Origin of the sequence: Flavobacterium cupriresistens, from assembly GCF_020911925.1 — a bacterium.
Taxonomy (GTDB): Bacteria; Bacteroidota; Bacteroidia; order Flavobacteriales; family Flavobacteriaceae; genus Flavobacterium; species Flavobacterium cupriresistens.
On record NZ_CP087134.1, the window covers coordinates 1325516 to 1344584 of the forward strand.

Here is a 19069-nt window from a genome sequence, read left to right on the forward strand (position 1 = left end):
CAATAAGCAGTAAGTATTAAGCTTATTGCCTAAAGCGTACAGCCTAAAGCCTACAGCCAAAAACAAAACAAATGAAATTAGCCGAAATATCGATAAAACGTCCGTCGTTAGTAATTGTATTGTTTACGATTCTGACACTTGGTGGATTGTTCAGCTATAGCCAGTTGGGTTATGAACTGATCCCGAAATTTGAACAAAATGTGATTACGATTTCTACTATTTATCCCGGAGCTTCTCCGAGTGAGGTAGAGAATACCGTAACCAAGAAAATAGAAGATGCGATCGCATCCTTAGAAAATGTCAAGAAGATTGACTCGAAATCTTACGAGAGTTTGTCCATCGTGTCGATTACGCTGACCTCTAATGCAAAAGTCGATTTTTCGATGAATGATGCACAGCGAAAAATTAATGCCATCATAAGTGATTTACCGGAAGATGTTAAAACACCGGCGCTGACCAAATTCTCGCTGAGTGATTTACCAATCATGACGCTTGGAGCTAATGGTAAAATGGATGAGGCAGAGTTTTACGACTTAATTGATAAAAAAATTGCACCTATTTTATCTCGTGTACAAGGGGTAGCGCAGGTAAGTATCATTGGTGGTTCTGAGCGTGAGATTCAGGTGAACCTTGATGCCTTAAAAATGCAGGGTTACGGACTTTCGATTCCACAAGTACAACAGAATATTTTGACTTCGAATTTGGATTTCCCTACAGGAAATATTCAAACTCGTGATCAGAAAATATTAATTCGTTTAGCGGGTAAATATAAAAGTGTTGAAGAATTAAGAAACTTGGTAGTGTCTTCTCAAAACGGAATTCAAATTCGTTTAAGTGATATTGCAGATGTACAGGATACTCAAAAAATTGCAGAGAAAATATCTCGTGTAGATCAAAAAAGTGCGATTGTTTTGCAAATTGTAAAACAGTCAGATGCCAATGCGGTAGCGGTAAGTGAGCAATTATTGAAAACGATTGCAACTCTTGAAAATGATTACAAAAGCAATCAGTTAAAATTGGAAGTAGCAAAAGACAGTACTATTTTTACATTAGAAGCAGCAGATTCTGTTGTACACGATTTATTAATTGCGGTTGTTTTGGTTGCGTTTGTAATGTTGTTCTTCTTGCACAGTATTAGAAACTCGTTGATTGTAATGGTGTCTATTCCGGCCTCTTTGATTGCCACTTTTATTGGTATTTATTTAATGGGATATACGTTAAACTTAATGAGTTTATTAGGATTGTCTCTTGTTGTTGGTATTCTGGTCGATGATGCGATTGTGGTCCTCGAGAATATTTACAGGCATATGGAGATGGGTAAAAGCAGAATTCGTGCTTCGTACGATGGAACTGCTGAAATCGGTGGAACAGTAACTTCGATTACATTGGTAATTGTGGTGGTATTCTTGCCGATCGCGATGAGTTCTGGTTTAGTATCTAATATTATTACACAATTTTGTGTTACCGTAATTATTTCAACTTTACTGTCACTTTTAGCTTCATTTACAATTATTCCTTGGTTATCATCTCGTTATGGTAAATTAGAACATATTGAAGGAAAGAATTTATTTGGAAGAATTATTCTTGGTTTCGAAAGCTATTTAACACGTTTTACCAACTGGGTTTCTGAATTATTGACCTGGTGTTTGGATCACTATATTAAAACTTTTGCTGTAGTAATTGTATTGTTCTTTGCTTCAACAGTTGGATTAATGGGCGGTGGATTCATCGGTGGAGAGTTCTTTGCTTCTTCTGATAGTGGGGAGTTCTTAGTTCAAATCGAAATGCCGAAAGACGCTTCGTTAGAGCAAACCAACTTCATGACTCAAAAAGCGGAAGCATACTTAAAAGGACAAGAATACGTACACAGTCAGATTACAACGGTAGGACAAACCAGTGAAGGTTTTGGAGCATCGCAAGCTACAGCATACAAAGCGGAGATTGACGTTAAGATGATCGAACAAAAAGATCGAACTGACGATGCCAACGTTTATGCTGCTAAAATGAAGCGTAAACTGGAGAAAGTATTAGTTGGAGCAAAAGTAAAAACAGTTCCGGTTGGTATCTTAGGTACTGCTGAGGATGCTACTTTAGGATTGATCGTAACAGGTCCATCAACTGAAAGTGCGATGGCCTTTGCTAAATTAGCGGAAGCTGAGTTACGTACTATTCCTGGAACAACAGAGATTAAATTAACGGTTGAGGACGGAAATCCTGAAATCAACGTTAAGGTGGATCGTGATAAAATGGCTGCCTTAGGATTAACACTTCAAACGGTTGGTCTAACGATGCAAACGGCTTTTAGTGGAAACACAGATGGTAAATACAGAGCTGGTGAATACGAATACGATATCAACATCAGATACAATGCTTTTGACAGAAAAAGTATTAAAGATGTTAGTAACTTGATTTTTATTAATTCAGCCGGACAGCAAATTAAATTATCTCAGTTTGCTTCTATTACAGAAGGTTCAGGACCTAGCCAGTTAGAGCGTAGAGACAAATCTGCTTCTGTAACGGTAAAAGGACAAAACGTTGGAGTTCCTTCCGGAACAATTGTTACGCAATGGCAAGCCAAACTGGATAAACTTAAAAAACCAACCGGTGTAAACTACATCTGGGGAGGTGATCAGGAAAACCAAAGTGAAGGTTTTGGTACCTTAGGAATCGCTTTACTAGCAGCTATTATATTAGTTTACCTGGTAATGGTGGCACTTTATGATAGTTTTGTTCACCCGTTTGTGGTATTGTTTGCGATCCCGCTTTCGTTTATTGGTGCGATGTTAGCGTTGGCTTTAACCAACAATTCATTAAACATCTTTACGATTTTAGGTATCATCATGTTGATTGGTCTGGTGTGTAAGAATGCGATCATGCTTGTCGATTATACGAATCAGCGAAGAGCTGCCGGAGAATCGATCAGAACCGCTTTAATCCAAGCAAACCACGCTCGTTTACGTCCGATTTTGATGACGACAATTGCGATGGTATTTGGTATGTTCCCAATTGCATTAGCATCAGGAGCAGGAGCAGAGTGGAAAAACGGATTGGCTTGGGTAATTATCGGAGGATTGATTTCTTCGTTATTCTTAACCTTGATTGTAGTTCCAGTAATCTATAACATCATGGAGAAAATCATTCATAAATTCTCTAAAGGTGAAAAAATCGACTACGAAGCTGAAATGGTAGCGGATTATGTGCCAACAGAAGTAAGTGAAGATGGTTTTAACCCGAAACACACGCACTAAGAATTTAAATTCCAATATTTTAAATTCCAAATTCCAAATTAGGAGTTTCGTAATAGAAAGATCCCAAGTTCCTTAATTGGAATTTGGGATTTTTTATTGAATTAAATAAGTTGGAATTTGATAAAAAAGGGGGGCTTCGACTTCGCTCAGCCTGACACTTGGGGAGAAAAAAAACTTGACGATTCTGTGACTTTGTGGGAGACATTCTCAGGCCAAGAGGAGAGACTTTTATGGGAAACCACACATTAAGGGGTAAATTCCAATATTTTAAATTCCAAATTCCAAATTAGGAGTTTCGTAATAGAAAGATCCCAAATTCCTTAATTGGAATTTGGGATTTTTTATTGAATTAAATAAGTTGGAATTTGAGAAAAAGGGGCTTCGACTTCGCTCAGCCTGACATTTGGGGAGGGAAAACTTGGCGGCTTTGCGACTTTGCGAGAGACATTCGGAGGCTACTTTTATGGAAAACCACATACTAAGGGTTAAATTCCAATATTTTAAATTCCAAATTCCAAATTAGGAGTTTCGTAATAGAAAGATCCCAAGTTCCTTAATTGGAATTTGGGATTTTTTATTGAATTAAATAAGGTTGGAGTTTGAAAAAAAGGGGGGCTTCGACTTCGCTCAGCCTGACACTTGGGGAGAAAAAAACTTTGCGGCTTTGCGACTTTGCGAGAGACATTCGGAGGCTAAGAGGAGAGGCTTTTATGAAAACCAGTACACTAAGGGTTAAATTCCAATATTTAAATCTCAAATTCCAAGTTAGGAGTTTCGGAACAAAATGATCCAGGACTTCTTTAATTGGAATTTGGAATTTTTTATCACCATCAAATAAGTTGGAATTTTACAAAAAAAGCCCTTCCTTTTTTTGTTTATTTGTATCACCTTACTAAAAAACAGCTATGTTACAAAAAAATAAATCTGCGGCTATTGGTTTTATTTTCATAACCATGTTAATTGATATTACCGGATGGGGGATTATTATACCGGTAATTCCGAAATTGATTGAAGAATTGATACATGGTGATATTAGTGAGGCCGCAAAAGTGGGAGGCTGGTTGACTTTTGCCTATGCCATAACCCAGTTTGTGTTTGCTCCCGTAATTGGTAATTTGAGTGATAAATACGGACGTAGACCGATTCTCTTAATTTCTCTTTTTGGATTCTCGTTAGATTATCTTTTGCTGGCTTTTTCGCCTACAATCATATGGTTATTTGTCGGACGTATCATTGCCGGAATCACCGGAGCGAGTATTACAACGGCTTCGGCTTATATTGCCGATGTGAGTACTCCCGAAAACAGAGCTAAAAACTTCGGACTGATCGGAGCTGCTTTTGGTTTAGGATTCATCATTGGTCCTGTTATAGGAGGATTGTTAGGACAATATGGTTCCAGAGTTCCTTTTTATGCGGCTGCCGTTTTGTGTATGGTGAACTTTTTATACGGCTTTTTCATCTTGCCGGAATCTTTAAAGAAAGAAAACCGCAGAGCTTTCGACTGGAAACGGGCGAATCCGGTTGGTGCTATTTTAGGTTTAAGAAAACATCCAACCTTAATTGGACTTATCTCCGCGATATTTTTGTTGTATGTAGGTTCTCATGCCGTACAAAGTAACTGGAGTTTCTTTACGATCTATCGATTTAATTGGGATGAGCGCATGATCGGAATTTCATTGGGAATAATTGGTTTACTCGTAGGAGTGGTACAAGGAGGATTGGTACGATGGATCAATCCAAAAATAGGAAACGAAAAAAGTATCTATATCGGTTTAGCCTTATACACGGTCGGGATGTTATTGTTTGCATTTGCTACAGAAAGCTGGATGATGTTTGTGTTTTTAATTCCGTATTGCCTTGGTGGAATTGCCGGACCAGCATTACAATCTGTGGTGTCCAGTAAAGTATTACCAAGTGAACAAGGAGAGATACAAGGAACGTTAACGAGTTTGATGAGCGCTTCATCGATTATTGGACCTCCAATGATGGCGAACACTTTTTACTTTTTTACACATGACGATGCTCCTTTTAAATTCGCGGGAGCTCCCTTTATTCTGGGTGGTGCTTTAATGTTACTGAGTACGATCGTAGCCTATTTTTCATTAAAAAAACATGCCGTTTCAAAAGCAGAAACTAGACCGGCGACAGAAAATATACCCGCCACTGAAACGATTTCAATAAAAGAATAAACTAGAAATAAAAAGAGCCTTCATTATTCAAAATGAAGGCTCTTTTTTTATTGTTGTCGGAAGATTATGAAGTAAAGCTGACAGGTTTTTGAAACCTGTCAGCTTTATTTTTAGGGTATTTAAGTATATTGTTCTTGAAGGGAAATTTTAAAAATAGCCACAGATTAAAGGATTAAAATGATTTATAAAATCTGTGTAAATTCTTTTAATCAGTGGCAAAAAAATAATTCGTGCCAATTGGTGAAATTCGTGGCAAAATTTACTGCTCCACAACTTTTAGCCTTGATCCATTATTCCTTTACGAATTTTATGGCTTTTACTTTTCCGTTAGCTTTTACTTTTAAAATATAAATGCCTGTTGAAAGACTTGACAAATCAATTTCAGAGTGAGTTGTATTTATTTTTTTGAATAAAACAGAGGCACCTGAAGTAGAGAAAATTTCAATTTCATCGATGCTCTCCTTATTGTCAAGGGTCAGAATGTGTTTGACCGGATTAGGCGAAAATTTGAAATACCCTAACTCAAAATCAGGAGTAGAAAGTGCTCCATCAGATTTTGCTGTTACTGCAAGACGTTCTGTACTTTCAATCCCGTTTATAGTTTGTGAAGCATAATAGATTATACCATTGACTAAAACGGTTGTTAGGGGTAAACTGGTTTCGGCCTTTTTACCTGTTGAGGAACTTTTGTTGCTGTACCAGGTAATGTTTTGACCCTCAACAACAATGTCAGCCAAAGTTTGTCCGGCTTTAAATTCGAAAACAATGGCGTTTTTTCCATTTACAAGTGGTGCCGGTGGATTTACGGCTATGTCTTTAATAAAATAACATCCGTTGCTATCCTTTATATGTACAGAATGATACCCATAAGATATATTTGTAAAATAAGGACTGGATTGAAATGCACTCCCATCTAATGAAAAAACATATTGTCCCGAACCTCCGCTAGTAGTAATAGTCAAAATTTGTGGATTTGCCTCTACAGTTGCGGTTAATAAAGAGGGTTGCGTAATTATTGCAGCTACCGATGAGACACATCCGGTAATATTATCCTTAACCGTTATGTTGTAAGTGCCGGCAGCTAAATTTTTCAAAAGAATTGGGTTATTGCCAGTTCCAATAATATTGACACCCCCATTTACGCTATACGTATAACCTCCATCTCCTGCTGTTTGTACCTTTATAGCACCATTTTGTTCTCCAAAGCAAGTTACATTAGTTACAATCTCTAAAACAGCTTTAGGAGTAACTGCTTTTTTTACTTCTACAATTAAAGTTACTGTTGCATCTTGTATATCCCGAACGGTTATATAATAAGTGCCGGGAGCTAAACCAGGAAATACATTTGAGGTAGTAAGAGGTTCGTTGTTTAGCAAATATTTATACGAACCTGTACCTCCTGTAGCCGTTACCGTAATTGTTGCTGTAGGATTACTACAAGTTACAAGGGTTGTGGTAGCAACGGCAGAAAGTGTATTTCTTGGGGCTACATTTATACCTGTTTTAGAAACGATACAGCCGTTTGCGTCTTTAGCATATGCGGTATATGTCCCTTCAGCCAGATTAGGGAATAGATCACCAGACTGATAAGGGATCCATAAATTGTTAATACCTGAGAGCGCATATTCATAAGTTGGGGTTCCTCCTGCTGCAGTAATACGTATGTTATTGGCATCAACCATTGCATCGGCCGTTAATTGATTGGGTTGCGTAATTTCTGCCGTTAGCGCTTTTATACATCCGGTAGCATTGTCTCTAACATTTATAGTGTAATTACCGGGACCTAAATTGTTAAAATAAGAATTGTTGTCGGAATTGCCATCTCTATATGGACCTCCATTTAAGCTATAAGAATAATCGGAGGGCTTTACTTTCTCTACCTTTATATAGCCATTTTGAACTCCAAAACAGCTTACATTTCCAACAACCAAAGTAGCTTCGGGAGGATTTACGGCACTTATTACCTTGGTTAGAGAGGTTGTAGCACCTTGACTGTCTGTCACGATTATAGTGTAAGTTCCGGCTGTCAAATCTGTAAATAAATTTGAAGTCGTAGAAGGGCCATTATTTATCGAATATCGATAAGTAGCTGAACCTCCTGTTGCCTCTACGGCTATTGTTGCTGTAGGATTATTACAAGTTATTGCAGTTACCGAAGCAATGGCAGAAAGTGTGTTTCTTGGGGCTACATTTACATTTGTTTTAGAAACGATGCAGCCGTTTGTATCTTTAACATATATGGTATACGTCCCTGTAGCCAGATCAGAAAAGAGATTGCTAGCCTGGTAAGGCACCACCAATACATTGTCAATAGTTGAGACGGCATATTCATAAGATCCGGTTCCTCCTGCTGCAGTAATACGTATGTTATTAGCATCAACCAACACATCGGCTGTTAATGGATTGGGTTCGGTAATGACTAAAAAGGTTGTGGAAATACATCCAATTTGATCGCGGGCTTCTATAGTGTAAACTCCCGATACAAGATTGTAGAAATAAGGACTGGTCTGGTAAGGCCCATTATTAGCACCGTTATTTACAGAACGGTAAACATAAGGAGCTTTTCCTCCTGTAGATTGCATAAGGATAAAACCGTCATTTGCTCCGTAACAACGGGATTGCGCGGTTACTCCAACGGTATTCAATCTTGGATTTAGGATCAGATTGAAATAATTTGTCGTGACCGTTCCCTTATTATCAATTCGCGCATAAATAGTTCTAGACGGCTCCGTACTTTTAAATTGGGTTACTTGCAAAATTGGATTTACATTCATATTCGCCTCCTGCAGACTAACATGATAAGTTAGGGTAGTTTCGGCTGGATTTAAATTGCCCAGTAAAAGAGAATTGTTGACGGTTAAATCGAAATAAGTATCGTCGTAACAGTGCTCAATAGGGTTGACTTGAGCATAAAACAGATTGGTAACTAATAAAAGAATAAAATAGAGTAGTTTTTTTTTCATACGTATCGGTTTGTTAAATAGAACTTTAACAAATATAGTATAAAAATAGATTTAGCGTTATTCTAATCATATATATGGGTTAGAATATGCTACAGCCATTTTTTTTAAAATAAAGAATTTTTAAGAAACCAATTTCGGACTGAACCGCATAGCTCTTTTAAGGAATAAGCGTTTTCTTAAGATGTTGAATCTCTATCGCTGAGTTTATCCTTGTTGATAATTCATTGTAATCAGGATTGTAGTTGTCCCAGATTTTCCAAATCCCGTCTCTCTTTTTTATAAAATACGTTTGTCGGTTTACTTTATTTAAAACAATTGAAATGGCGTCGTTTTCATCCTTCCATTCCAGATTCCAGAACTCTTTTGCCGTGATAATGGCAATGGTGTCGGTTATGCTGGATACTTTAAAATCAAAAATTTCAAAATTAGATCGGTTGTTTATGCAGTTGAGGTGGTAGTTTAATTGGGAATAATTTTCGAAAAGATCTTTAATTCGTTTGGAGAAGGGGCCTTCCGGAAACACAAAATCAGATAAGCCTTCGTGACAGATTTGTGGCAATTTTTTTAAAGAGTTGAATTCTTCGTGACAATAATCGATAATCAATTTTTCAAAAAAAGAAGCCGATTCTGTTTTATTTTCAAACTCCAATAATTTGTTGGCATCTATTGCTTCATCGTTTAGAAAACTGTTTAAAGAAGGATAACCAATAAAAATAGCCAGTTTGTCTAAACTCTTTAAAAAACGCAAATCAGAGCTTTTAGTTTTTGAAGAGTCATTTTTGAAAATCCTTTGCAAGGTCATACTCGAAATAGAACAACCCAGCTCATTTTTTTTAGAGCCTTGCATGAACTCTGATTTTTCTAAACCATCAGAAATAATTTCCGACAGTATAATATAATGTGCTCTCTTCCACTCTTTAACCCCGGACAAAGTGCTGTTCTGTATAACTGGATGCGACTGTATGCCTTTTATTAATTTTTCTATTATGATTTCCATGGGCGAATTTTTTTAATAATTGACGTTCTTTTTCACGGTAATTAAATACAATTCTTATTAATGAATACACGGTTACATAGTTATGTTTAAGATAAGTTACAGTTGTGGTATTCTTATTGTTAATGTTATGCCAAAACTACTGATAAATTTGTTAAATAATTTAACCGACTTAATAATTAACAATTAAAAACAAAGAATTATGAAAAAACCTCAAATTAAATTTTCAATTAGAAAAATTGCACTCTTATTTTTAGCATTGCTTGCTTTTTATTCTTGTGAAAAAGGAAATGATCAGCAAGAAATCGATACTCAGGAAAAATTAATGGACGGACATGTTAATCTTTTAGATAAAGGAAGATATGGATTGGCTCAAATGCCGGACACTTATTTAAAGAGTATTCAGTTTACCTCTCCGGAAGAATACCGTTCCAAAATTGCCCAATTTAGACCAGACTTAACAACCAGTGCTCAGAAAATGTCTTTAACGGCTAAAGTGGCAGCAGTAAAAAACTTGCCAACACCTCCGGTTGGAGATCAGGGAAGCGAAGGATCTTGCGTAGGCTGGGGAGTTGGTTATGCTGCTCACAGTATTGCCAGATATCTTAACAATACTATACACCAAAGTAATTGGAGTGGAGCTTCAAGAAGTGCCGCATACGTATACAATCAGATAAAATTAGGGAATTGTGGAGCAGGATCTTATCCAAATGATGCGATGAACTTAATCAAAAATCAAGGAGAATGTTCAGAAGCTCAAATGCCTTACATTGCCGGAGGTTGTAATACACAACCATCATCACAACAAAAAACTTGGGCAGCAGGTAGAAAAACTGGTGGATGGTTTAGTGTGAACCCAAAAAGTGTTGCAGATATCAAATATTACCTAAACCAAAATTACGCTGTTGCAGTATGTTTTGATGTAAATCAAAGTTTTTATGACATTCGTAACAACAACCACGTTTGGTCTAGTCTATACGGAAGCAGACAAGGTGGACACTGTGTATGTATAGTAGGATATGATGACGCTACGGGACTTTTTAAAGTACAAAACTCTTGGGGAGCAGGATGGGGCCGTAGTGGTTTCTTCTATGTGACTTATGCTAATATCACCAACGGAGCCTTCAATTGGGCGGGATGTATTGTCCCTAATCCATCGGCAAACTCTTAGTATTAGGATTAATTGGTAAGAAAAAGAGGCAGTTGTAAAACTAGCCTCTTTTTTATTGCAGGTATACGTAATGATTGTAATAATCAATAATGGCTTTTCCTTTAAGTAAAACATCGGCGCCAATAATGCCATGAACAGGTTTTGTTTTGTAGGCGCGTAAAGCTTCGTTTACATGCGAAAGATCAAAAATCACCAAACTGAAATCAGTATCTTTCCAACTCCCAAGTTGTAAACGATTGTGAGAAGAAAGTTGCGTTTCCATGCCCGTTCCTCCAGCTCCTGAAGCTTTAGTTTTGGATTTTTTTGCCGATAATTCGAAGTACTCGATGCTTTCAAATCCAATACAGGAATTAGAAGCTCCGGTGTCCAGAATAAAACTTCCCGAAACTCCATTGATTTTGGCTTTAATAGACAAATGCTGTGTTTTGGTAATTTTGAACTTTATTTTTCGATACTTTGCTTTTTTAAGGACTTTCTGAAGATCTTCCATTTTCGATAAGGATTGAAAATCAAAAATAAACCAATTGCAGCCAATAAACTAATGCTATAGACGATATAATTGGAAGATTTTTCGGGTTGTGAAATAGTTCCGTAATAAACAAAAGCGCTCCAATAATAAGGTGATTTTTTGGCATTTGGGATGTTGGGATCCTTTAAAAAATCTCTTTTTGCATTGGCATTTGCTTCAACATAAGATTGTTTGTTTTTGAGGTTGGTATAAAAATCATCCATAAAAACAGAAGTCGTAAAATCGTTGACCTTCCACAACGAAAACAATAAGTTTTTGGCCCCCGCAAACTGAAATCCTCTTGCAATACTCATAGCACCTTCGGCTTTGTACAGTTTTCCTATCCCGGTTTCACAAGCACTGAGAACTACCAGATCCGGATTGATGTTGAGGTTGTATAATTCTGAATACAAGATTTCCTGATCATAAAATTTGATGCTTGCCGGTGTTTCCAAATCGCCCGAAGAAGCATGTGTACTTAAATGTAAAATAGCATAATTCGCCGCATTATTTTTGAAATTAGAAAAGGTGGCGTTGCTGTTTTCAAAATACTGACCTCCAAAATTTTTCTTTATCGACTGCAATTCGTTTTTAGAAAAAGTCAAAGCGAAATTGGTTTTTTCGAAGATCGGAAAAATGCCCAAAACCGTTTTTTTAGCATTTGAATAGGGAATGGAGTTGAGGTAAAAGGAAGCCGAATTCGTATACCCAATATTAAAATCATTCAGGAAAAAATCCATTTTTGCAAAATTGGTCGTTTTGGATTCCTTTGTAATTAAAGCTTCAAATGGTAGAAAATTCAGAATCCCATCCGGCACTATGATAAGGCTGGGATAAACAGATTTTTTAGGTAGTTTTAAAATATCATAAACCTGTTTGCTGTATGTATTGTAGTCGGAAATAGCATTCGTAATCGCATCGGCTGAATTGAAATAATCAATAAACTGAACAATTTTAGGAATTGATACATGCGTCGTATTAAGCCGATCTAAACGAATCTGATTGTTTTGTAAAGTAAAATAATATTGATTTTCAAATCCCATAAAATAGCAAATCATCATGGCTTTATCCTTTTCCAGTTTTGAAAATAAGGCTTTTAAATTGCAGGTTTCAGGAATATAGTTTCCGTTTTTAGACTCCGTTTTTTTGAGTAAAAGCATGATTTCGTTTTGCTTTTTTATAAGACGGTTTAGCTCTGAAAGCGTTGCCAAGTTTCCTTTCTGCTGTTCTTTTAAAATGGAATTGTTTAAGTTTTGAAGTTTGTACAAATAATGTTTTTCTGCTGCGGAAGCGTTTTTAATGTTAGAACGAAAACTTTTTAAAATGCCTGATTTGGTTTTTTCAGACAATTGAAAGGCGTTTTCAATATATTCAATTTTGCCTTCTTTTTGATATAAATCGCTATAGATAGCAATACATTTTTCAGTCCGGTTTCGGGATCGTAGTTGTGTAATGATTTTTGAGTTTTCATAAACCAAAGAATTCATGACTAAATTTTCGATATAAAATGAAATTTCAAAAGCTCGTATTGCTTCTTTTGGTTGCTTGAATTGGAAAATTTCCGCCTGTAGATCAAGCGCATCAATTAAAACCGTTTCCGCATACACTTGATTTTGATCCGGAAGACTGTTTTTTGAATTGTAATTGGGAACTAAAATTTTAAAAATAGCCGAAATCAGTTTCGTACTTTCATCGTATTTGTGTTCGTCAAATAATAATAAAGCCTTCTCGTAGTATAGTTTTGCAAGTTTTCTGGGTTGTTGATTTTTGGTTTCTAAAAACAGTTTTTCGGCTTTTTCTAAATAGGAATTCGCAATTTTAAAATCTCCTCGCTGCCGATTTAGTGTTGCCAGATTCCGATAACAATTCGATAAAGTTTCGGATTGCTCTTTTTCGTTTTTTAAATAGTTAACAGCCAATTCAAATGCCTTTTTAGCATGCTGATGAATTTCAGGACGCATTAAATTAGTTGTGGAACTTAACAAATAATTATTCCCCAGATTATTCAGTAGAATCCCTTTTTGAGAATTGGATAATTTCTCTGTTTTCAAAGTGTTTTGTAACAGTTCAATGGCTAGAGAAATTTTACCCGAACTTTGATAAACGTTAGATAAATTAAGAATCGCTGCTATTTTCTGAGGCTCGTTTTTCTCCAGATTGGCAATAAAATAATATTGTTTAATGGTGTTTTCAGCATTGTCATAGTCGCCCAAAATCGTGTACAAATTGCCCAAAGATTTTAAACAAAACTCCACAATATCGTAGTTTTTGAGTTTGTTCTTCTGATAGATTTGCCAGGCCTTTTCATAACTTTTGATCGCCTTTTCCGACTGCCCAAACTGATTTTCATAATAGGCTTTATTGCAGTTTAAAACCACCAAGGCTAGTAATTCTGCCTTAGATTTTGGTCTTGAATTTTTCCAGAAATCAGCTTCTGCTTTATCAAGGTTTTGCAGCCTCTCGGGACTTGGATTACCCACGAAAGCATCCACAACATGGTATATTTTATCTTCCTGACTTTGCCCAGAAACGGTCAGACTTAGGAAAAGGAAAATTAAACCATATAAGTGATGTGAGTTCATTTAAAGTTTGTTGGTGGGAAGAGTTAAACCATATAAGTGATGTGAGTTCATTTGAAGTTTGTTGGCGGAGGAGTTAAACCATATAAGTGATATGAGTTCATTTAAAGTTTGTTGGTGGGGGAGTTAAACCATATAAGTGATGTAAGTTCATTTAAATATTGTTGGCGGGAATAATTAAACCATATAAGTTATGTGAGGTCATTTGAAGTTTGTTGGTGGAGGAGTTAAACCATATAAGTGATGTGAGTTCATTTAAAGTTTGCTGCGAAAAAGTTAAGCGCAACAATATTCAAGCCAGTATAATATGAACTTACATCACTTATATGGTTTAAAAAAAAACCGCTAAAACTTCCAAATTCCATAAAACTGAAAATAATTAAAATTCTGCTCAAAGTTGATTACATACCGTGCCCCCAGACTTGGACCAATTCGGGCCGCTCCGATTGTTAAGTCGAATAACAAACCGGTTTTAAAATCAGCAAAAGAATTTTTAACCGAATTCGAATCTGTTTTGGTGTTTATTACAAATTTTTCGGAATCTCCTTCAAAAGTTTCAATTTTTATAGTCTGATTTCGTTCGTCAGAAATATTGAAATTGGCTTGTAAACCCGCACCAACACCAATGTAGTTATTGATATTGTACCGAATCAGGATCGGGACTTCCCAATTGACACTTTTATTTTCAGTGCTTGTAGTAGTTCGTTGACGCTGTTTTAGACCATTGGGACTTATAACAATACCGTCAATTACATTTGCGGCACTGTCATATTTATTGATACTATTGAGCCATTCCACCTGCCAGTAAAAGCGATACGACTTAAAAGGAGAAATAGTGGCACCAACAAAATAACTCGTCGAGTTGTCTAAATCCGGATATAGATTGTAACCCGCTTTTGCGCCAATAGAGATTCCGGGTAAAAATCGGGTAGTGGCGTAGTTGGTAATGATAGGTTCATTTTTGTCGAAAATGATCGCAGTACGGGTTCTGGTTTTTACTTTGTGAAAGTCTTTATTAAATTTCATAGAATATTTCACAAAGCCTTTTGTACTGTCTTTTTCGTGTACATTTTTCTGTTCACTTCCCGGTAGATAGATGTTTTTGAACGTAAAAAAGATCTGTTTTTGTTTGATAATCGTATCGAGACAGCTTACTGTCGGAACTTCGTCTTTCGGGCAAATCGGACATTCAGGATACATGCTTTCGATTTTGAAAGTCTTTTTGTCAAACATATCTGGAATATCAGTTTCAAGGCGAATCATTCTGGCAGGACCTTCTCCGTTGTTTTGAAAACGGGTTTTGAAATTTACCCGTTTAAAACGCACGAATCGATAGTTCATAAAACTTCCGTTAGATCCCATTTTGTTTGGGTCGTGAGAAGTGACAATTTCCATCTCAAGGTTCTTTATTTTATGGTTTTTATAACTTCGGTTAGGAACAAAGATGCCACGCATCGTAACAGTTGCGCTGGTATCTTTAATCATTTCGGGAGTCGTTTTGAACGTATAAAAAAGATTGCGGGTTTCGCCCGGATTGGCATCATCAAATTCTAATACCGAAACATTATGATAGGTTTTATGGGCGTCTGACAAGGAGGCGTCAAGATCTTCTTCGGTTGTGGTATTTTTATATTTTTTGATTCTTGAAATGCTTTCGGCAGAAGCCAAATACGATTTGGTATCCTCAAGATCATTCACCGAAGCCACCACGTTTTCTTTTACTTCACGTTCGTTGGCATGAGTCCTGAAATCTACTAATTCGAAATTGTTGTTTTTGAATTGTTTTTCATTGTAGAATAAATAAAGCTTTCCACTCGAAACATAATTTTCCAGATTTTGATAACTCACTACAACTACCATTTCCTGTTCCGGAATAGGATCACAGTTTTTTAAGATTGCAAAGCCGTTCTGATCTGCAATAGAAGCAATGTCTTTATAATTAGAATCTGTAATGTCATTTACAGCAACTTTTTTAGGACGTGTTGCCGGAGGTTTTCCGTTGTCGTAATTGTTGGTTACGGCTAGTCTTGTGGTGTAATTGCCCTTGTTTTTATAGACATGTTTAGGCTCGGCCTCTTTGCTGTAATGTCCGTCTCCCAGTTCCCATAGATAGGAATAACTTGGTTTTGGAGCACCTGCAATTGGAATTAAAGGTGGCGTCTCAGGTTTGAAAGTAACCTGATTCCCGTTCTGATTGTAAATAATAGTTGCTCTTCGGGTTATGGTGTCTTTTACCTTAGTTTGTGCCAACGCCATTACAGAGGAAAGAAAAATTAAATAACATAAAAGCTTTTTCATATCGAGGAGGTTTTTTATCTCTGAGGTATGCAGCGTCCTTTTCTGTCCATCGTTGCAGATGGCGGAAAGACACTGTTCAGATAGCTGTTGGGGACAGGATTAGCTTCTGTAGCACATCAGAAATAATTGTAAAACAGATTAAATGTAAAAAAAAGTGATGAGCTAATCACCACTTTTTCTCAAAAAGTATTTAGTAAGTTACTGAATAGCATTAATTGCTGCTACCAGTTGCGCTTCGGTGCCGACTGTTGTTTCGGCAAGTGTGAAGCTATAAATATCGCCGGCAGCTACGGTTACCCCTTTTATTGCGTAGCGCCATTGACCATTATCTTCCGTTACAAAAATCACATGACAAGCCAATCCAATTGGAATTTGTCCGTAGTGTTCACTAAACAATCCGGCTGTTGTATAGGTATCCAGTTTGGCCAATGCATTTGTTCCTTCGCCGTCATAAGACAAATAAACAGCACTGTTGTTGTTGTCATACCCTTCAGGTGCATCTACAAGAAGGCTTGTTTTTGGTCGAGGATCACTGTAAAAACGGTCCACGTTTGTCCATCCAAAGTTTCCAAAAGTAACATAGTAGTTTGATGCTTCTCCTTTTACACCGCCACCATTTTGACCTTCACCATCTTTAGCTTGTTTCCAAACCAATTCTCCTGCTTCGTCAATTCTTCCTGTCCATAAGGTCATTGCATTGTCTACGCCATCCGTTAAAGCTGCCGGAATGATCATACTCATAGAACAAGAGGTTTGAAGTGCAACACCCCCTTGTGTAGCCTTAATGAAAAATTCACCTCCCGAAATCAATAAGTTTTTCTTTCCGTCTGTTGTAAGTCCCATGGTAGGTTTGTTGGTCACGAGCATGTTTCCTTTGTCAAAAAGTTCGACGTATTCAATGTCAACGGTTCCGGTCACGGGAGTTCCGTTTTTCATTAAACAATCTCCGTTGATGCTTACTTTCACACCTTTGGCAGAAGTAAAGGTTACCACACCACTTGCGGCTGTGATGGTGAAGTTTTGTGTGTTTTTTTTGACTCCTTGTTCTCTGATACTTTTGAAGGCTGCAGGAGTTGCAGGCAGAATCACATTGTTGTCGCCATCGTTGTTGTCGCTGTTATCGCAGCTTACTAATGTCGTTATAGCGAATAATAAAAGTCCGATTGTTTTAAAATTTGTTTTCATGATGTTTAGTTTTAATAGTTATTTGTGAATAGATGTTTACGAAAGGGAAATTGTTACCCTCAGTTTTTACTTTATTTCGATTTATACTAGTAGATCAATGGCATGGAGAATTTGTTACCCCTCTTTTTAATAAATTATTTCGAAAGGCATTTTTCTTCAAAAACATTCCCGTCTTCATCCAATGCGACCAGTATGTCTTTCTTTTTTGAAAATGAAATAACAAAGTACAACCACACTATTGACCAAAGCCCCATAGTAAGGACCGTAAGAAACAGATGGAAAGGATGATTGATTTCTTTTTTTTCTTTGGATAAAACAGCATAAGGTAATTTTTCGTTATGCTCGATAATGACAAAACCATTTCGTTTTTTAGCGGTAAGCATTTTGTGAAACTGATCCAGATTTTTTTCGTTTATAAGTTGATAACTTTCCATGTCACTTCATTTTTTGAATTGTTTAAAAAGATTCTTGTGCTGTTATATCAATTTGATTTTGTAATTGTTACCCCTGTTTTTGAAATTTATTTTAAGATTCTTTTTACATTAGCGAATTAAAAAGTTGTTTTATGGCCAAAACTAAAATTCATTCCGACCAAAAATATATTGAAGGGCTTGCTGCTAATAATTCGACTATAATTCAGGAGATTTATAAAAAGTATGTTCCGAAAGTTGTTTTCTATATTAGGAACAATTCCGGTAATCAGGATCAGGCACAAGATATTGTTCAGGAAATAATGATACTGCTTTTTAATCAGGCCAAAGCCAATACACTACAGCTAACCTGTCCGTTTGATGCCTACTTTTTCTTGTTGTGTAAAAGAAAATGGCTAAACGAATTAAAAAAAACTGCCAATAAGGGGGTAACAATTAATGAAGATGCGGGATCTATAAGTGAATCTGCTCATGAATTGGTAGAGCAAACCAAAGAATTTGATGAAAAACAACAACTTTTTGATGCCATGTTCCAAAAATTAGGAGACAAGTGTCAGGAAGTATTAAAGTTGAGTTTTACCCTAAAAACGATGGAAGAAGTTGCCGAAAAGCTTAATGTTACTTACGGGTATGTCCGTAAAAAGAAATCATTATGCATTGGCCAGTTAACACAGTGGATTCAGGAAAATAAAAACTTTAAATCTCTAAAAAATAACTAGTCATGAACGAAGAACGCTACATATTATTTGACCAATACCTTCAAGGCGAACTGACTGTTGATGAAAAAGCGAATTTTGAAAAACAATTATCCGAAGATCAGGAATTTTCTGCGGAGTTTGAGGCTTTCCAAATAGCGCAGCAGCAATTAGAAAATAAATTCGGAATTGCAGCAGCAAGAGAGGCGTTTAAAGAAAATCTGATGAAGATTTCGGACAACCATTTCAATAAAAATAAATCAAAAGTAATTGCCCTGAAACCTTGGAACTATGCAGTTGCGGCCTCTGTAGTACTTTTGGTAGGATTGTTCTTTTTTAATTATACTCAAAAACCGATTTACGAAGAGTATAGCGAGCACGAACAGGCTTATTTTACGGAAAGAGGGGATGTAAATACAGCTTTAAAACAAGCAGAAATAACTTTTAATGCTCATAACTATAAAGCTGCAATCCCACATTTTGAAACGGCTCTAAAGGAATCAAAAACACCCGAAGTTCAATATTTTTATGGAATTTCCTTATTAGAAGACAATCAATATAAAAAAGCGGAAACCACCTTCGAAGAGCTAAGATCCGGAACCTCGGCATACAAATACAAAGCAACCTGGAATCTCGCTTTGTCTAAATTGAAACAAAAAGACTATATCGGTTGTAAAGAGATCCTGCGCACCATTCCTCAGGATTATGAAGATTATGTTGAAGTCCAGATTCTACTGAGGGATTTGAGATAGTAGTTTTCAGTCTCAGTCTCAGTTTTCAGTCTCAGTTTTCAGTTATTCGGCATGCC

At 36.5% G+C, this 19069-nt stretch carries 12 protein-coding genes; 5 read left to right on the forward strand and 7 right to left on the reverse strand.

Annotated features, from left to right (window positions below; translation table 11 throughout):
• Positions 1-71 precede the first annotated feature (71 nt).
• Complete coding sequence (locus LNP23_RS06050) at positions 72-3248, forward strand: efflux RND transporter permease subunit (protein WP_047779104.1); 3177 nt, start codon at positions 72-74, stop codon at positions 3246-3248.
• Between the two features lie 905 nt (positions 3249-4153).
• Positions 4154-5437: a TCR/Tet family MFS transporter gene (locus tag LNP23_RS06055; RefSeq protein ID WP_230004274.1), complete on the forward strand. Its 1284-nt coding sequence runs from the start codon at positions 4154-4156 to the stop codon at positions 5435-5437.
• A 290-nt stretch (positions 5438-5727) separates the two neighbouring features.
• On the opposite strand, the gene LNP23_RS06060 is transcribed toward LNP23_RS06055, so the two are convergent.
• Positions 5728-8400, reverse strand: a complete 2673-nt coding sequence (locus LNP23_RS06060) for a T9SS type A sorting domain-containing protein (protein WP_230004275.1) — start codon at positions 8398-8400, stop codon at positions 5728-5730.
• 157 nt (positions 8401-8557) lie between these two features.
• Positions 8558-9397, reverse strand: a complete 840-nt coding sequence (locus LNP23_RS06065; RefSeq protein ID WP_047779102.1) for a hypothetical protein — start codon at positions 9395-9397, stop codon at positions 8558-8560.
• Between the two features lie 199 nt (positions 9398-9596).
• On the opposite strand from LNP23_RS06065, the gene LNP23_RS06070 reads away from it, so the two are divergent.
• Positions 9597-10565, forward strand: coding sequence for a C1 family peptidase (locus LNP23_RS06070; RefSeq protein WP_047779101.1), 969 nt, complete (start codon positions 9597-9599; stop codon positions 10563-10565).
• A 52-nt stretch (positions 10566-10617) separates the two neighbouring features.
• On the opposite strand, the gene LNP23_RS06075 is transcribed toward LNP23_RS06070, so the two are convergent.
• The 5 genes from LNP23_RS06075 to LNP23_RS06095 all read right to left on the reverse strand — a co-directional run bounded on the left by LNP23_RS06075 (position 10618) and on the right by LNP23_RS06095 (position 17569).
• Positions 10618-11055: a retropepsin-like aspartic protease gene (locus LNP23_RS06075; protein ID WP_047779100.1), complete on the reverse strand. Its 438-nt coding sequence runs from the start codon at positions 11053-11055 to the stop codon at positions 10618-10620.
• On the reverse strand, positions 11007-13655 hold the full coding sequence (locus LNP23_RS06080) for a CHAT domain-containing protein (protein ID WP_230004276.1): 2649 nt from the start codon (positions 13653-13655) through the stop codon (positions 11007-11009). The genes LNP23_RS06075 and LNP23_RS06080 overlap by 49 nt, the downstream gene beginning before the upstream one ends.
• Before the next feature lie 342 nt (positions 13656-13997).
• Positions 13998-15950: a DUF7849 domain-containing protein gene (locus tag LNP23_RS06085; protein ID WP_230004277.1), complete on the reverse strand. Its 1953-nt coding sequence runs from the start codon at positions 15948-15950 to the stop codon at positions 13998-14000.
• A 198-nt stretch (positions 15951-16148) separates the two neighbouring features.
• Positions 16149-17135 (reverse strand): hypothetical protein, encoded by a 987-nt coding sequence (locus LNP23_RS06090; protein ID WP_230004278.1) that lies wholly within the window; start codon positions 17133-17135, stop codon positions 16149-16151.
• 134 nt (positions 17136-17269) lie between these two features.
• Positions 17270-17569: a hypothetical protein gene (locus LNP23_RS06095; RefSeq protein WP_047779096.1), complete on the reverse strand. Its 300-nt coding sequence runs from the start codon at positions 17567-17569 to the stop codon at positions 17270-17272.
• Between the two features lie 131 nt (positions 17570-17700).
• On the opposite strand from LNP23_RS06095, the gene LNP23_RS06100 reads away from it, so the two are divergent.
• Positions 17701-18285: an RNA polymerase sigma factor gene (locus tag LNP23_RS06100; RefSeq protein ID WP_230004279.1), complete on the forward strand. Its 585-nt coding sequence runs from the start codon at positions 17701-17703 to the stop codon at positions 18283-18285.
• A gap of 2 nt (positions 18286-18287) precedes the next feature.
• Positions 18288-19013 (forward strand): tetratricopeptide repeat protein, encoded by a 726-nt coding sequence (locus tag LNP23_RS06105; RefSeq protein WP_230004280.1) that lies wholly within the window; start codon positions 18288-18290, stop codon positions 19011-19013.
• The last annotated feature ends 56 nt before the right edge of the window (positions 19014-19069 follow it).

Bases quoted from the DNA above. Each gene is read 5' to 3' on its own strand.
- LNP23_RS06050 (WP_047779104.1), top strand. From the start codon at position 72: ATGAAATTAGCCGAAATATCGATAAAACGTCCGTCGTTAGTAATTGTA.
- LNP23_RS06055 (WP_230004274.1), top strand. From the start codon at position 4,154: ATGTTACAAAAAAATAAATCTGCGGCTATTGGTTTTATTTTCATAACC.
- LNP23_RS06060 (WP_230004275.1), bottom strand. From the start codon at position 8,400: ATGAAAAAAAAACTACTCTATTTTATTCTTTTATTAGTTACCAATCTG.
- LNP23_RS06065 (WP_047779102.1), bottom strand. From the start codon at position 9,397: ATGGAAATCATAATAGAAAAATTAATAAAAGGCATACAGTCGCATCCA.
- LNP23_RS06070 (WP_047779101.1), top strand. From the start codon at position 9,597: ATGAAAAAACCTCAAATTAAATTTTCAATTAGAAAAATTGCACTCTTA.
- LNP23_RS06075 (WP_047779100.1), bottom strand. From the start codon at position 11,055: ATGGAAGATCTTCAGAAAGTCCTTAAAAAAGCAAAGTATCGAAAAATA.
- LNP23_RS06080 (WP_230004276.1), bottom strand. From the start codon at position 13,655: ATGAACTCACATCACTTATATGGTTTAATTTTCCTTTTCCTAAGTCTG.
- LNP23_RS06085 (WP_230004277.1), bottom strand. From the start codon at position 15,950: ATGAAAAAGCTTTTATGTTATTTAATTTTTCTTTCCTCTGTAATGGCG.
- LNP23_RS06090 (WP_230004278.1), bottom strand. From the start codon at position 17,135: ATGAAAACAAATTTTAAAACAATCGGACTTTTATTATTCGCTATAACG.
- LNP23_RS06095 (WP_047779096.1), bottom strand. From the start codon at position 17,569: ATGGAAAGTTATCAACTTATAAACGAAAAAAATCTGGATCAGTTTCAC.
- LNP23_RS06100 (WP_230004279.1), top strand. From the start codon at position 17,701: ATGGCCAAAACTAAAATTCATTCCGACCAAAAATATATTGAAGGGCTT.
- LNP23_RS06105 (WP_230004280.1), top strand. From the start codon at position 18,288: ATGAACGAAGAACGCTACATATTATTTGACCAATACCTTCAAGGCGAA.